The sequence below is a fragment of the Mesorhizobium sp. L103C131B0 genome (genome assembly GCF_000502275.1).
In the GTDB taxonomy this organism is placed as follows: domain Bacteria; phylum Pseudomonadota; class Alphaproteobacteria; order Rhizobiales; family Rhizobiaceae; genus Mesorhizobium.
This window is the reverse complement of sequence record NZ_AYXC01000020.1, coordinates 63,097-78,004: the sequence shown is the minus strand read 5'-3', so window position 1 is coordinate 78,004 and position 14,908 is coordinate 63,097. Positions and strand designations below refer to the sequence as shown.

Here is a 14,908-nt window from a genome sequence, read left to right as displayed (position 1 = left end):
GCTGGATTGCCTCGTCATGATGATATCGGCGCGCGTGCGAAGAACGGATCAGCCACAATACGTTGCCGAACCTTTGGCCAGTAGGGGCACGCGATTGGGAAGCCGACCATTCAGAATGCCTAGACATGCAAACGTTTTCACGGCAATCGACCACTCGACCGTGAACCCGCCGTTGCCGGGTTATCGAGCCTGGTTGATCCAGATCAGCGTTATCTCTTCGTCGGCGTGGTTTCATTGACCAGGCTTCCAACGGAGAACGCATGTCTATCGACGATGGGGAGATGAGCGGCAAACCGTGGGTGATTGCGATGCTTCAAGAGCGCTTCGTATCGCAGATAGCCGCTATGGCGGCACGCTGATGGCCGGCTCTGTCGACACATTCGACATCATTGTCGTCGGAGCTGGGCCGGTCGGACTTGCCTTCGCAGCATCGCTCGCCCTGAGCCGACTCAAGGTGGCAGTGGTTGAACGGCAGTCGCTCGACAGCCTGGCGAATCCGGCTTTCGACGGTCGCGAGATCGCGCTGACGCACGCATCGGTGAGAATCCTTCGCGAGCTCGGCGCCTGGGACGCCATGCCCGCATCTGACAAATCACCGCTTCGTGGCGCGCGCGTGCTCAACGGATCGAGCCCTTTCGCCCTGTGCTTCGATACTCGCAGCGGATCTGGGGAACCACTCGGATTTCTGGTCCCAAATTGTCGGATCCGCGATGCCCTGTTCAAAATTGTCTACTTCCAGGATCATGCCCGGCTGCTGTGCGGCAACTCGGTCGTGAATGCAACAACCAGCGACGACGAGGCGGTCATAACGCTTTCTGATGGCAGGCAATTGGCCGCTCGGCTGCTCGTAGCAGCGGATTCGCGTTTGTCCGCGATGCGCGACCTGCTCGGCATCGGCGCCAACATCCATCCGCTTGGCCACTCCATGCTGATTTGCCGAGTGAGGCACGAGCGCTTCCATCACCAGATCGCGGTCGAATGGTTCAACCACCATCAGACCATAGCGATGTTGCCGCTCATGGAAGGCGTGTCGTCGCTGCTTCTGACTTTGCGCTCAATCGAGGCCGATAGACTGTCTGTTCTCGATGACGAATTGTTCCTCATGGAATTGATGAACCGGTGTCGAGGACGCCTCGGGCAGATGACCCTGGCAAGCACCCGCCATGCCTATCCGCTGGTCACGACCTGGGCGCACAAGTTCTCGGCACCGAGTGCGGCACTTATAGGAGACGCTGCCATCGGCATGCACCCGGTGACCGCGCATGGCTTCAACATCGGCCTCAGCGGCCAGAAGCAACTCGCTCATAAAATACTGACAGCATGTCGCGCCCGCCGCGACATTGCCGATCCCGACATGCTCGGCAGATACGAAAGCCGGCTGCGGCTGTCGGCGGCGCCGCTCTATCATGCCACCAACATGCTTGTCGGTCTTTACTCAAGCGAGCACCCGGCGGCACGGCTTGCAAGACATGCTGGGCTCCGCTTTGCCCAACATCTTCCCTTTGTCCGCCATGGCATTTCGGCCATGCTCAGGCGGTGAATCGCACAGAGCGCTACCGCTCTGGAGCGCTGTCTCGGCGCGGCTTCTTTGTCTTGCTGGCTCGCAGCGTCGCGGGCAAGGCTGCTTCCTGGTGACGTTGCCGATCATGGCATGATTCGGATCAAGGCACGCGCGCGGGCGAACCTTGATGATTCGGCAATGCTAAGCCAAAGGTGTGAACCCGAAGCATGGTGAGCGCACTGGTTACCCTCGCTGGGTAGTTAACCCGTCCTTCAGTGGGCTTGCATAGGTTTGGTCCTCGCGAACAATGACGGAAGCAAGCTGGTCCATTCATGGCACCCCTAAAGAAAGAAGAATCGCTGGAGGCCAAAATCCGTCAGGATCAGCTTGCTGACCTGAGGGCCGGGCTCTTCGTGTCGATGCCGATAAGCGCGATCCTGTCAGGCCTGATTTGCGGGGTGCAGGCCCTTTCTGGCGGCGGCTTTGCCGCTGCAAGCTGGTTCCTGGTCGTCAATGCGCTAAATGCCGCCCGGCTTGCACTCGCCCGTTTTCAGCTAAAGGAAACGGGGCGCCATCAGGATTTGCTTGGCGTTTTGCCGCGCCTTCGCATGTTTGGCGTCCTTGCCCTTCTGGCAGGGTTTGCCTGGTCCTTCCCGGCCGTGCTGACTGTTGGATACACAACACCTCAAGCACCGATGCATCTGGTCATACTGGCGGGCATTTCAGCTGGTGCGGTTACATATGGCAGTTCGTATGCCGCGGCGGCGACCAGCTTCATCACACCTCCACTCCTCATCACGGTGGCGTGCCTTTTGGCGAAAGGCAATTTTGAACGCTACATTCTGGCTTTCACCGTTCTGCTCTTCATGGGCGGCTTGGTCCGAGCTTCGTTTGTTGGGCAGGCGCGCTTCCGCGAAGCAAGCCGCCTGAGACATGAGGCAGAGCGACTTGCGTCGGAAATGGAGCGCAACTCCAGGGAGGACCATTTGACCGCCCTTCTCAACAGGCGGGGCCTTGAACACGCCATCGGTCGGTTCAAGACCGCGGATGGCCCCTTCGTGGCAATGCTGATTGATCTGGACGGCTTTAAATCTGTCAACGACACCTACGGTCACAGGACCGGTGATGAACTGCTTGTCATGATCGCCCGCCGCATAGAGCAGGAAGCACCGGAAGGCTCAACGCTAGCTCGTATCGGCGGCGATGAATTCGTGCTGGTTTTTCCCTCAACGAGAGCTTCGCTTTCTGCCAGTGATCTCGCCTCCAATATCATAGCCAAAATTGCTCGCCCCTATGTCGGGGTCGCGTCCGTGCGCGTCGGGGCATCGATAGGGATATACTTGGCGCAGACGTCGAGCCTGACTGAAATGCTGTTGCGGGCCGATATCGCCCTTTATACGGCCAAGCGCCATGGCAGGAACGAATTTTGCCTGTTCGATGCCGAACTCGACCGGGAACTCCAACGCCGCCAGTCCATCGAACGGGACCTTCATTCGGCGATAAAGACGGGAAGATTGCAACCTTGGTTCCAGCCGATCGTGAAACTCGACACCGAGGCCGTGGTCGGTTTTGAAGCCTTGCTGAGATGGTCCCATCCGACACATGGTGCCATCTCTCCACCCGAAATCATCACAGCCGCACGCGAAACCGGAATGCTTCAGCTGCTGACGCAAACCGTATTCGCCGACTGTTGTGCTTTTATCGACGGCTTGGTGAAAGCTGACTGTCGTAACATTCGTGTGGCGATGAATGTTTCCCCGCGCGAACTGGAAGCCGGCGATATCGACGACATGGTTCTGGATGGTCTGGCCGCAAGAGGCCTGCCTGCGACGATGTTCGAAATCGAGATTACCGAAGAATCGCCGGTGGATCCGGACAGAGTGGATGAAAAGCTCGGACGGCTTTCGCATGCCGGTATTTCCATCGCGCTCGACGACTTCGGCACCGGCTTTTCTACCTTGGCATCTCTCAAGGACCGTCGGATACGCAAGGTGAAAATAGACCAAGGCTTCATTCGCGGCTTGGCCAAGTCCCGAGAGGACCGACTGCTTGTCAAATCCGTCATCGAACTCGGTGACATGCTCGGGATCGAGGTCATGGCCGAGGGCGTCGAAACAGAGGCGGATCGGCAAACCCTGCACAAGCTTGGTTGCCGAACCGCCCAAGGCTTCCTCTTCTCCAAGGCTGTGCCTTTGATGCAAGCACTGGAAATGGCAGTCAAACAGTACGCGAACCAGTTGTGACCGCTCCCGCAGCGCCCGCTGTCGCGGCCGTGCGCTGCCGAATTTGGCTACAGAGACTTGCCTACTCGAAACACGTGGCATTGGGCGCTGTGCATCAGCCGGCGAACAGTTCCTTGTAGCCGGTCGTCACCATCCAGTTCGCACGGTCGATATGGCTGCGAAGAGCTTTGCGGGCGCGGACCGGGTCAATGGACGGGTCGATGCCGAGGATGCGCTCGGCCATCTCCTTTTCGCTGGCATTCTCGGCGCAGGCATCCAGGATCCGCAGGTAGATCGTGAAATGCTCCCTGTCGTAGCTCGTGAGGTTCTCCGACCAGGGGACTTCATCGCTCAAACTTGAGCTTCGAGTCTCATCTGTTCCCATTGGTCCATTCATGCCTGCGAACCTCGCCTGTGAGCGCAGGCAGTATATCCCAAAATGGGATAATCCGAAACCGGGATTAGTCGCTGATCCGGTCTTTACCCGACCGGTTCGCCTCCATGCCCAAATCCCTTCGATCGCCCCGCCACCAGCGGTTCCTGGCCCGGCTGGTTTTGCTGCGCAAGGCCAAAGGCCTGACCCAGAAGCAGCTGGCTGACAAGCTTGGTCGTCCCCAATCCTTCGTGGCCAAGTACGAGGGCGCAGAGCGGCGTCTCGATGTCATCGAGTTTCTCGACATAACTGCGGCCCTTGACGCTGATCCGTGCGAGATTCTCTCCAGCCTCCGGTCCTAGCGGGCGCGCCGCATCTATCATGATCACGGACAGGAATATTGAGTGGGACAACGCCTCAATTTGTTGAAAGGCGAGCGCTGGTTTTCGGAGGAAGCAGCGCGCACGGCGCCGATGCCTTTTGGTTCTCGACGTAACTGCGGCGCCTGACCATGTGCGAAAAAACTTGGCGGGCGCCCGCGCGCCTGACGACGCGCACCAGGTGCTCGTGAACCGAGCCCGCTTTTCTTCGGCAAGCTCAGGCGGTCTCGGCCATTCGGCTTCGCCCCTTGGCGTGGGCAGCCCTTCGGGCTGTGACGGCCGCCGCCCTTGCGGGCGGCGCGGTTTGTCTGTTGGCCTTTCCCGGTGGCGCGGGGCGGGCGGCACTCCCTTCTAGACCCGCCGCGGCAGCCCGCAACCCTTCGCGTGCCGCTCAGGGTCCTCCTCTTCGTTCCGGTCCTTCGGATGCGGTCCGCCTACCACGGCGGGCCTTTCCGGTCGCGACTCGCCGCCCACCCCGCTTCCGGGGAAAGGCGCGGCGATTGGCGAGCGGAGGATAACACATGCGTGCAAACAGCAAGCGTACCACCAGCGGAGAGGCTGGCGCAGGCAAGGGCAGGCGCCCAGGCGCAAGCCTCTATCAGGAGATCACCGACCGCATCATTGCCGAGCTGGAGCGCGGCACCGTGCCATGGGTCAAGCCATGGGGCAGCGCAAAAGCAGGCCTCGGCCTGCCGAGGAATGCGTCCACGGGGCGCACCTATTCCGGCATCAATATCCTCATCCTGTGGGGCGCCGTCATCGAGCGCAGCTATCCCAGCCAGAAATGGCTGACCTTCCGGCAGGCGCTTGCCCTGGGCGGCAATGTCAGGAAGGGCGAGCGCGGCACGACGATCGTGCATGCCGACCGCTTTGTCCCAAAGAACGAGAAGGAGCGCGCACGCCACGAGGGCGATGCACCACAGGCCGTGCCTTTTCTGAAGCGCTTTACCGTCTTCAATGTCGCGCAATGCGACAATCTTCCGGAACACCTCCATGCCCCTGCCGAGCCGCTGCCACAGTGCGAGATCGTGCCGCAGGCCGAGACGCTCATTCTCGCCAGCGGTGCGGATTTCAGGGTCGGCGGCGATCGCGCTTTCTACATGCCGTGCAGCGACCACATTCAGGTGCCGCCGCAGCCAGCGTTCCATCAGCAGATCGACTATTACCGGACCTGCTTTCACGAGCTAGGCCACTGGACCGGCCACCCGACGCGGCTTGCTCGCGACCTCTCCGGCTCGTTCGGCTCCAAGGCCTACGCGCGTGAAGAATTGGTCGCCGAAATCACTGCCGCCTTCGTCTGCAGCAATCTCGGCATCGAGCCGACCGTGCGTCACGCCGATTACATCGGCTCATGGCTGAAGGTGCTGCGCGAGGACAACCGCGCTATATTCCGTGCCGCCAGCCTAGCTTCGAAGGCCGCTGATTTCCTGTTTGGCCTTCCGGCCGATGCGGAAGGCGAGGCGCAAGAAGGCATTGCGGCATGACGATGCGCGACCTCAACTGACCGCGACCGAGCCGACGCCGCAAAGGAGCAGACGCTCATTCCCGGCGTCCAGCCGATCACCACGCGGGCAAACCCTCCTGATGGACGCGCCGATGTGTCCGCGCGCGGCGCAAAGCTGCTCGAGGTCGGTCTCTAATGGGGAGGCGGATCAGAGGAAGGTCCGGTGAACCTTTCTCCCGCCGGACGCAAGAAGTCAACGCGACCCGTTCTGACAAGGAGTCTTTCCATGATACTGATCACCAATCCACTGCGCGCACGACTGCTCGCCCATGGCGCCGCCGGCGCCGACATCGACCATTTTCCCGTTGTGAAACTGTTGGATCCGACAGGTGCCGCGACCTCGCTTCTGAGCGAACTCGACGCCGATGGCGACACGCTGTTCGGTCTTTGCGATCTCGGCTTCGGCTTCCCCGAACTTGGCAGCGTCAGTCTGGCCGAGCTTGCATCCGTAAAAGGCCGCTTGGCCTCGGCATAGAGCGCGACCTGCATTTCCAGGCGCGCTTTCCGATCTCCGTCCATGCCGAAGCCGCCCGCATTTTGCGGCCACGTCACCGAGGCCGAGCGACTGCTGCGGCAGGCAGCAGACGCCCTATCAAAGCCCCATTCCGAGCTTCCGCCCGACACGGCGGAACAGCAGCGCCGATAGGCGCAAAAACCGTCCCGCCGCGTCGGCCTTCGGCCTCCGCGGCGGGGACAACCCGGCAGGCGGTGCTATTTCGCCGCGAAATCGCTTGCCGACGAGCGCGGTGAAGGCGATCCCTTGCCCTGCGCCATCATGGAGGACGGTGACGACGCCGATGCGCTCGAAGCTTCCTGATCGAAAACCTCGCCCGCCTCGATCCTGACGAAGTATGGCAATGGGAGACGTTTCGCGGCTTGTCAGGCAAGGCCGCACCGTTCTCGACATCGCTGTGACCTTCGGCATCACTGATCTCAAGGTCAAACGCATTCTGGCGCTTGGCGACCTCTTGCCCAAAATCCGCGAAGCCTATCGGCGCGAGGAGATCGACACCGAGCCGGTGCGCCATCTCACCATGTCTTCCAAGGCGCAGCAGAAGGACTGGCTGGCACTCTGTGCCGATCCCGATCAATACGCACCGCGTGGCTATCAATTGAAGCAATGGCTGTTCGGCGGCCAGTCGATTTCCACCAAGGTGGCACTGTTTGCCATCGAGGAGTATCCCGGCCTGATCACCTCGGACCTGTTCGGCGACGACAGCTATTTCGCCGATGCCGACCTGTTCTGGCAAAAGCAGAACGAAGCGATTGCCACCAAACGCGACACCTATCTCAACGAGGGCTGGAGCGAGGTTGTGCGCTGGAACCGGGCCAGTATTTCCACGCATGGACCACGAGAAGACCCCGAAGAAGAAGGGCGGCAAGATCGTCATCACTGTCTCGCATCGCGGCGAGGTCGAGTGTCACGAGGGCTGGCTGTCACGCAAGGAAGCCCGCCGCGCCCGCGAGGGCGGCGAGCAAGAAGAAACAGCCGCCAAGCTGCCGCGCCCCGAAGTCACCGGCCCGATGCACAACTATATCGATCTGCATCGCCATGCCGCCGTGCGCGCGGCCATGCTCGACCATCCCGCCGTGGCGCTGCGCCTCGTGGTGGCGCACGCCATCACCGGTTCGGGCCTGTGGCAGGTGCGGCCTGAGCCGCAGCGCGCAGCCAACGAGACGGTGACTGCCAGCCTTGCCGGCTGCAAGGCTGAAGCCGCATTCGGCAAAAAGCGGCGCGAGGTATTGGCCCTGCTCGGATCACCGGATGAGGATAGCTTGGTCGCCGGCGGCAATGGCGACGCCGTTGCTATCGCCGGCGTGTTCGCGCGCCTCTTGGCGCTCTGCGAAGACGATGTCATGCGCGTTCTCACCCTTGTCATGGCCGAGACGCTTGCAGCCGGCAGCGCCGTCGTCGAGGCGCTCGGCAACCACCTGAACGTCGACATGGGCATATGGTGGCAACCGGACGATGCCTACCTCTTGCGCGACAAGGAAATCGCCAATTCGATGCTGGCCGACGTCGGCGGCAAGCTGGTCGCGGACGGCAATGTCGCCGAGAAGGTCAAGACGCAAAAGAACATCATCCGCGACTTCCTGGCGGGCGAGAATGGCCGCCCCTGGGTCGAGACCTGGCTGCCGCGCTGGATGAAATTCCCGGCCGAAAGCTACACCAGCCGCAGCGGCTCCGCACCGCCGATCAGTGGACACAAGTGCAGCCGCTGTTCGTGCGCGAATAGTCGATCAGGGCCCGAGCGGCGGTTCTCTCGATTACCGCCGCTCAGGTCGCGCGCGCCGCTACGGGCCACGCCGGCTGCCGATTGGGCGTCTTGTCGAGCCAGTGCCGCGCGCGAGAAATTCCGACGCCAGTTCGCCCCATTTCGGCAGCCCCGCACCGCGCCGGGTTGCTTGCTGAGGCGCCAAAGGCCCATGGGGCCAATTGTCCGATCCGGTTGCCGACAGAGCCCGCGCAGCCGGCGCTCTGCATTGCGGCCGGCTTCTTGTGTCACCGATCGCGCCACCTGTCTCCATTGTGTCTCGGGGACCATTCCCTGCGGCTGGCTTGTCGACCTATGGGCGGATCAGGCCCGCCCGAAACCCTCGCCGGCAGCTTTTTTCCCCGCCGCCTGCGGCGGCTTCCTCGCGCCGCTTCGCTTCAAAAAAGCTGCCCGCGCGGGTCCTCCGCTATCGCTGCGGCCGTCCCGGTTCCGGCGGTCCGGACGCGCCCATCACGGTCCGCCATCGCAGGGGAATGGTCCCTTGCGAGCACCAGGAGGAGACTGGAAATGACCGCGATCGGATACGTCACCAAACAGGAAAACGGCGGCTACAAGGGCCAGCTCAAGACGCTCAGCGTCCGCGCCGACATCGATATCGTGCCCAATCAGGCAAAGAGCGCCGACACCCATCCCGACTTCCGGGTGCTGACGCAAGGGGTCGAAGTGGGTGCGGGCTGGATCCGCACCGGCGAGACCTCCGGCAAGGACTATGTGAGCCTGTCGATTGCCGCCCCCGAGTTTGGCCCCCGCAAGCTCTACGCCAATCTCGGCCGCGCCGCCGGCCAGGATGACGACGACACTTACGCCATCATCTGGAACCCGGTCGACTAACCGGCCGATCCGGAAAGCCCCGCGCCGCCACCGGCGCGGGGTCCTCTCTCAGGACCCGTGAGGCCGCCGAAGGGGGCGGCGAAAACTCGCCCCCCACTCTTCGCCCGTCCCCAAAACGATCTCGCTCGCCGATCCTCGCCTTCGCTTGTCCGTAGCGAAACGAGGATCATCATGGACGACGAAAACGAACGCGCAGCCCGCGCCAAGAAGGGCAGTCCGTTTCTCAATACCGCGCAAGCGGCCTTCTATATCGGGCTGTCCCAGCGCACGCTGGAGAAGATGCGCCTCAAAGGCGGCGGCCCGCAATTCCGCAAGCACGGCCGCTATGTCCGCTATCACATCGACGAACTCGACGATTGGTCGAAGGGGCACGCGCAGGAGACCGGGCCCGAGGACGGCGGGCACGATTCCGGCTCGGCCGGCGAGGGAGGCCGCTCATGAGCCGGCGTCTCACCATCCATCTGATCGGCAGCCATCTGCGGCGCATTCGGGCGCGCAAGACGATCGCCATGGCCACGATGGGCCTTGCCCTGATCGGCTTCGCCGCCTTCGGCAAACCATCGCCCTGGCTGGTCTGGAACGCCTCGGCGAGTGCGCCGGTCGGCCTCTATCGCGTCGCGTCCGGATCGCCGGCTCTTGGTGATCTCGTACTCGTCCGCCCGCCAAAACCGGTCGTCGATCTGGCCGCCGAACGCTTCTATCTGCCCAGCAACGTGCCGCTGGTCAAGCACCTTGCCGCGCTGGCTGGCGAGCACGTCTGCGCCTTCGGCGACGCCATCATCATCGGCGGCGAGATTGTCGCGCGCCGGCTTGCAACCGACACGCAGCACCGTCCGCTGCCTTCGTGGAATGCCTGCCGAAAGCTCGCCGCTGCCGAGGTTTTCCTACTCGGCAGCGACGAAAATCGCTCGTTCGACAGCCGCTATTTCGGGCCGGTGCCGACCGAAAATATCATCGGGAGGCTCGTGCCGCTATGGACCGAGTGACCCTCCTGATGCTGGGCATGGTGTCTCTCGCACCATGCTCCTGTTCCGCGGCGACCAACACGAAGCCGGTCGTCATCTCCCATAGTCCGCAGCTTGCAAGATGGCAGCCCTTCGTAGCCGAAGCAAGCCGGCGTTTCAGCATTCCACAGACTTGGATTTATGCCGTCATGGATGCCGAAAGCCGGGGGCAGACAAGGCTCAATGGACGGCCGGTCACGTCGAGCGCCGGTGCCATTGGCCTGATGCAGGTGATGCCAGGCACCTACGAGGAGTTGCGCGCAGAGCTTGGCCTGGGAGCCGCCCCGCACGACCCTCGCGACAACATTCTGGCAGGCACTGCCTATCTGCGCGCCATGTATGACCGCTTCGGATTTCCAGGCCTGTTTGCAGCCTATAACGCCGGGCCGGAGCGCTACGAACAGCATTTGCAGCGTGGGCGGCCACTGCCCAGCGAGACGGTTTCGTATCTGGAAGAGGTCAAGGCGGCGGGCATTTCGGCCGCTGATATGGACGCGCTCACCGACAAATCCCGTTCCAAAAGCGCGCCGGGAATCCCTTCCGGGCAGTCGCTGTTTTTCCTCCGAAACGGTGTTTCCGTGACCGGCCCGAATGGCCAACTCCTGGTGCCGCTCGGATCGGAGCGAGCAAGGTCAGGCCGGCCGGATCGCAGGTGAGGGCAGCGGCTACCGCGGTTCGGGCGGGGGGGGGCAGGGAGGCAGGTCCGCGGAAGGCAAGATAAAGGCATCGCCTCCTGAGGCGGCGAAGTGTTTGTCTGCACATCGTTTTCCCAGGAGGTTGCCTGCGGGTCCAGGAGGGTCTGGCGCGCAAGCCTCTGATTTTGCTGCTGGTTCATCGGAGGCCGCATGCAGGATGACGAATTCACGCCGAGGCTCGGCAAAATTGGCTCGCGCGGCTCGAAGGCGGGCAAACGCTACGCTGGCCAGGTCCAGGCCGCGGTCAACCGAGCAGGCGGCAGGAGCGGACGCGGCAGCCGCTTCATCGGAAGCCGGGTGGGGCGCGGCGGGGCTGCTGCCGCCGTTCTTAGAGCACGCGACCGCCACGCGGCGTTTCGGCAGCGGCGCGCAGTCGTCAAGGCACGCATCGTCAAGCTGGCCGGCAAGGGAGTCGACGGAGCTCGTGCGCACCTCCGCTACCTCCAGCGCGACGGCGTCACCCGGGAAGGCGAGCGTGGCGAGCTCTACGCTGCCGACAAAGACCACGCGGACGGCAGGGCCTTTCTCGATCGCGCGAACGGTGACCGTCATCAGTTCCGCTTCATCGTCGCCCCTGAAGACGGTATCGAGTATGATGACCTGAAGCTGCTCACCCGGGGCCTCATGGCGCAAATGGAAGAAGACCTCGGCACCAGGCTAGACTGGGTGGCCGTCGACCATTTCAACACCGGCCATCCTCACACCCACATCATCGTGCGCGGCAGGGACGATCACGGCGAAAACCTCGTCATCGCGCGGGACTACATCTCCTCTGGCCTGCGCGAGCGCGCAGCCGAACTGGTTAGCCTCGACCTTGGCCCGCGCACCGACCGCGAGATCGAGCAGCGCTTGCGCCAGGAGATGGAGCAGGAACGCTTCACCAGCATCGACCGGCAGCTGATGCGCATGCGCGACGAGGGGCATGTCTCACCAGCCAGCCGAGACACCTTTCGCCAGACGCTGCACCAGGGCCGCCTGCGCAAGCTCGAGCGGATGGGCCTTGCCGAGGAGATGCCTTCGGGTCGCTGGCGCCTGGAGGATGAGCTCGAAGCCACGCTACGCCGCATCGGCGAGCGCGGCGACATTGTCAAGACCATCCATCGCGAGCTGACCGGCAAGGGGCTCGTCCGCAGTGCCGCCGACTATCTTATCCACGATCGATCCGACGGGTCGGCCCAAACCGTGGTCGGACGTGTCGTCGGGCGCGGGCTGGCCGACGAAATCACTGACCGCCATTACCTCGTCGTCGACGGCGTGGACGGCAAAAGCCACTATTTTGATATCGGCAAAGGCGAGGCCACCCAACCGACACCAGAAGGCTGCATAGTGCGGATCAGGCCGAGGGACACCGGGCCAAGAAAAGTCGACCGCACAATTGCCGGCATCGCCACGGTCAACGACGGGCGCTACAGCATCGATATCCATCTCAAGCATGACCCCTCGGCCACCGAACGCTTTGCCGAAACGCACGTGCGGCGACTGGAGGCGATCCGCCGTGCGACCGGTGGCGTCGAGCGCGAGCCGGACGGCACATGGACAGTCGCGCCCGACCATCTCAACCGCGTCGCGGATTACGAGCGTCAACGAGCGAGGGCCCAGCCTGTTGTCGTCGACAAGCTCTCATCAATGCCGCTGGAGAGCCAAGTAGGCTTTGACGGCGCCACCTGGATCGACCAGGAGCTGGTATCAGCCCACCCTGAGTCCTTGCGCGACTCTGGCTTCGGTCGAGAAGTACGTCAGGTCCAGGCCCGCCGACAGCAGTGGCTGATCGCGCAAGGTCTTGCCCATGATGCGCAGGATCGGGTCATCTATCGCGCCAACATGCTTTCAATGCTGCGCCAACGAGAGCTGAACCGTGTTGCCAGTCAGCTCTCGGACGAACTCGGGCTCTCGTATTCTGAAGCGCAGCATGGCAATCGAATAGACGGTACGCTGCGCCGCTGCGTCGAGCTCGCCGGCGGAAAATACGCTGTCATCGAGAAATCGCGCGAGTTCACGCTGGTGCCCTGGCGGCCGGTGCTTGAGCATCATATCGGCAAGGAGGTGTCTGGCGTGGTGCGCGCCGAGGGGATTTCCTGGACGATCGGACGGCAGAGGAGCGGGCCTGGCGTTTCGTGAACTGGCTACAATTTATTTGTCCACGTTGAAACAGGTACTCAGCCCAGACGGAGTTCCTCCGCCTGCTGCTTGCTCGCAGCATTCATTTGGCGGAGAGTCAGTGTTCTGCATTTTGTAGTTCGCTCTGTCAAAAAGCGCTGGGAATATGCATCATGTTCTGCGTTGACACGGAAGCCGGGCCGACAGGTGCCGCCCTGTGGTTGCGGATCGGCTCCCGATGGCTGCCAATAGAAAGGTGGGCTGACTCGTGATAGCGCAAGGGGCTATGGCGGCCGCGGTACGGCGAAGCGAGCTCTGGCATCGAGGATGAAGCCGCACTTCCCGATCTTATTCTACTCGCAGGACCGGCAGACGCGGCGGTCGCCCCTGCGGGTGCTGTTGGCCCTGGCGTGAACTGGCAGTCCGTCCCGCGGGGACTTTGTAACGGAGAAAAGTCGCTGCGATGGCCCGGGTGACGATGCGGTCAGCGACCATGCCAGACGAGATCGGCAGCTTTCTGCCGCGCACGGCGCCGGAGCCATCAGGCCGCCGCGACATCGGGTCTGGCGCACCTTCGGATGTTGGCTGGCCGCGGTTTACTTCGAGCAGCGCCGGGTGGGTCATGCGGTGCCGCTACTGGGCACCGAGGCAGCTTTGGGCATGAGACCCGTTCAATCGCGCCGGTCACGTCGGTCATCGCGACATCTGGAGTCGAGGCCAGGTCAGACCGGGAAAAGAACCTGCTCGTCGCGCGGGAGCCCCGGGTTGCGCCGTCGATCCTTCCGCCCAACTCAGCGCCGCGCGACCAGCAATAGCCCCTTGCCCCGAAACTGACGCCAAGCCGACGGACCCGCTCTGCGCATACCGATGCCGTCCGCGCCGCCGTCGGCGGAAACCAGCGAGCCGTGGACCTCACACAATCTGAGCCGCTGGTGACGATGTGCATCGCCTACTTCCATCCGCACTCCTATCGACGAACTCGCCCGCTGCCCGCGGTGATGCGAACCCGTGGATGAATATTTCGCCGAAGCCGCGGTGGGGGCTCAGCCTCGACGATTTTTTTGCCTTGCCCCGGCGGGCGGCGCAACCGAGCATCGAGACAAAAAACGGGAAAGGGAGGGCACCAGCCCGTTAGAGCCGTGGCCATGATGATGTGGGGACGATCTCCTGGAAGAAATGTGGAGATCGACGCTCTCCTGACGCGCTCATCGAAGATTTTAGGCCGCGCCGACGTGGCTGCTTGAGCGATAACACTCACTCCGGAGGCCCCAGTGCGGCTCCTTGGCCAAGCTGCTCGGCACGCCGTGAGTGTGCTTTCTTGTTTGGGGAAGGGAGACTTACGTCTACAACAATCTCGTTTCGATCTACGATGGAGAGTCGGCGAGACAAGTGTTGCTGATGTTCATTGGCTCCGTAGCAACTTCTGCAGTCACAATGCAGCTTATGTTCCTATGCTGGAGAGTTGGCCATTCAACTCGCGTAGCTCGCTTTGTTGCGGTGGAGCTTGGTCAGAGCACACTGCTGCTTTACCTGCTTCAGGGCGCGGTGTTTCGCTTCATGGATCTAATAGGGTTCGGAGAGCTTTGGGATCTCCCGAGCAGAATCGGGTTCGCCACTTTGCTTGGTGCCGCGATCGTTGTCTCCGCTTGACAATTCGCAGGCGTGACCACGGATGGTTGTCGCGCGGCTACGCTTAATATGTGACGACGCTTGCGCCTTGTAGGCAATTGTTGCGGCCGCCCACGGCCGACATGAACGTGCTTGGCCGCACGTTTTCTAAGTGAGGCGGAAAGAGGCGCGCGGCCCCTCTCCCCAGCAACCCGCCTTGCGGATTCCTCCTCCGCCCGCTTCGCAGACGGGGATACCCTCCGCCCCCTTGCTATTCGTTGCCCGCCGCTATGCAAAGGACAGGCGACCTGAATCCGTGCTCAAGCCGATCTGGCGGCAGAGGGGGGCGGGCTGAACATGGGACCCGTGATTGACATAATTGCCGCGCGAATCCTCATGCTCGCCTAACCGGCCGGA

General features: G+C 62.6%; 12 protein-coding genes and 3 pseudogenes. 14 read left to right on the top strand and 1 reads right to left on the bottom strand.

Going from position 1 to position 14,908, the window contains the following annotated elements; all coding sequences use genetic code 11:
• Nucleotides 1-358: 358 nt before the first annotated feature.
• Entirely contained in the window at nt 359-1,540 is a 1,182-nt protein-coding gene (gene ubiM, locus X730_RS140060) for a 5-demethoxyubiquinol-8 5-hydroxylase UbiM (RefSeq protein ID WP_023827308.1), read from the top strand.
• A gap of 293 nt (nt 1,541-1,833) precedes the next feature.
• A complete protein-coding gene (locus X730_RS140065) occupies nt 1,834-3,744 on the top strand; it encodes a bifunctional diguanylate cyclase/phosphodiesterase (protein ID WP_023746202.1) in 1,911 nt (636 codons plus the stop codon).
• Nucleotides 3,745-3,838: 94 nt separating this feature from the next.
• On the opposite strand, the gene X730_RS140070 is transcribed toward X730_RS140065, so the two are convergent.
• A complete protein-coding gene (locus X730_RS140070; RefSeq protein WP_081731646.1) occupies nt 3,839-4,120 on the bottom strand; it encodes a DUF2285 domain-containing protein in 282 nt (93 codons plus the stop codon).
• 104 nt (nt 4,121-4,224) lie between these two features.
• Here X730_RS140070 and X730_RS140075 point away from each other — a divergent pair, with 104 nt between their 5' ends.
• The 12 genes and pseudogenes from X730_RS140075 to X730_RS1000000169265 form a co-directional block, all read left to right on the top strand.
• A complete protein-coding gene (locus tag X730_RS140075) occupies nt 4,225-4,458 on the top strand; it encodes a helix-turn-helix transcriptional regulator (protein ID WP_023708050.1) in 234 nt (77 codons plus the stop codon).
• 539 nt (nt 4,459-4,997) lie between these two features.
• On the top strand, nt 4,998-5,960 hold the full coding sequence (locus X730_RS140080; protein WP_023753774.1) for a zincin-like metallopeptidase domain-containing protein: 963 nt from the start codon (nt 4,998-5,000) through the stop codon (nt 5,958-5,960).
• Nucleotides 5,961-6,206: 246 nt separating this feature from the next.
• A pseudogene (locus tag X730_RS01000000164790) lies at nt 6,207-6,626 on the top strand (DUF2958 domain-containing protein).
• Nucleotides 6,627-6,891: 265 nt separating this feature from the next.
• A complete protein-coding gene (locus tag X730_RS1000000168795; protein WP_245261062.1) occupies nt 6,892-7,635 on the top strand; it encodes a hypothetical protein in 744 nt (247 codons plus the stop codon).
• Entirely contained in the window at nt 7,571-8,767 is a 1,197-nt protein-coding gene (locus X730_RS1000000168790) for a hypothetical protein (RefSeq protein ID WP_245261415.1), read from the top strand. Before X730_RS1000000168795 ends, X730_RS1000000168790 begins: the two co-directional genes overlap by 65 nt.
• Nucleotides 8,764-9,087 (top strand): DUF736 domain-containing protein, encoded by a 324-nt coding sequence (locus X730_RS140085; protein ID WP_023672372.1) that lies wholly within the window; start codon nt 8,764-8,766, stop codon nt 9,085-9,087. Before X730_RS1000000168790 ends, X730_RS140085 begins: the two co-directional genes overlap by 4 nt.
• Before the next feature lie 171 nt (nt 9,088-9,258).
• Nucleotides 9,259-9,528 (top strand): helix-turn-helix domain-containing protein, encoded by a 270-nt coding sequence (locus X730_RS140090; protein ID WP_023672373.1) that lies wholly within the window; start codon nt 9,259-9,261, stop codon nt 9,526-9,528.
• Nucleotides 9,525-10,073, top strand: a complete 549-nt coding sequence (locus X730_RS140095) for a S26 family signal peptidase (protein WP_023827304.1) — start codon at nt 9,525-9,527, stop codon at nt 10,071-10,073. Before X730_RS140090 ends, X730_RS140095 begins: the two co-directional genes overlap by 4 nt.
• Entirely contained in the window at nt 10,061-10,747 is a 687-nt protein-coding gene (locus X730_RS0134565) for a lytic transglycosylase domain-containing protein (protein ID WP_023753776.1), read from the top strand. Before X730_RS140095 ends, X730_RS0134565 begins: the two co-directional genes overlap by 13 nt.
• A 189-nt stretch (nt 10,748-10,936) precedes the next feature.
• Nucleotides 10,937-12,904, top strand: a complete 1,968-nt coding sequence (gene rlxS, locus X730_RS140100; protein WP_023827303.1) for a relaxase/mobilization nuclease RlxS — start codon at nt 10,937-10,939, stop codon at nt 12,902-12,904.
• A gap of 827 nt (nt 12,905-13,731) precedes the next feature.
• Nucleotides 13,732-13,845: pseudogene (locus X730_RS1000000168785) on the top strand (SMC-Scp complex subunit ScpB); the annotation flags it as partial.
• Between the two features lie 346 nt (nt 13,846-14,191).
• A pseudogene (locus X730_RS1000000169265) lies at nt 14,192-14,580 on the top strand (nodulation factor fucose acetyltransferase NolL); the annotation flags it as partial.
• Nucleotides 14,581-14,908 lie beyond the last annotated feature (328 nt).

Coding starts and splice junctions, on each gene's coding strand:
- X730_RS140070 (WP_081731646.1), bottom strand. CDS start 4,120: ATGAATGGACCAATGGGAACAGATGAGACTCGAAGCTCAAGTTTGAGC.
- rlxS (WP_023827303.1), top strand. CDS start 10,937: ATGCAGGATGACGAATTCACGCCGAGGCTCGGCAAAATTGGCTCGCGC.
- X730_RS140080 (WP_023753774.1), top strand. CDS start 4,998: ATGCGTGCAAACAGCAAGCGTACCACCAGCGGAGAGGCTGGCGCAGGC.
- X730_RS140065 (WP_023746202.1), top strand. CDS start 1,834: ATGGCACCCCTAAAGAAAGAAGAATCGCTGGAGGCCAAAATCCGTCAG.
- X730_RS140095 (WP_023827304.1), top strand. CDS start 9,525: ATGAGCCGGCGTCTCACCATCCATCTGATCGGCAGCCATCTGCGGCGC.
- X730_RS140085 (WP_023672372.1), top strand. CDS start 8,764: ATGACCGCGATCGGATACGTCACCAAACAGGAAAACGGCGGCTACAAG.
- X730_RS140075 (WP_023708050.1), top strand. CDS start 4,225: ATGCCCAAATCCCTTCGATCGCCCCGCCACCAGCGGTTCCTGGCCCGG.
- ubiM (WP_023827308.1), top strand. CDS start 359: ATGGCCGGCTCTGTCGACACATTCGACATCATTGTCGTCGGAGCTGGG.
- X730_RS0134565 (WP_023753776.1), top strand. CDS start 10,061: ATGGACCGAGTGACCCTCCTGATGCTGGGCATGGTGTCTCTCGCACCA.
- X730_RS140090 (WP_023672373.1), top strand. CDS start 9,259: ATGGACGACGAAAACGAACGCGCAGCCCGCGCCAAGAAGGGCAGTCCG.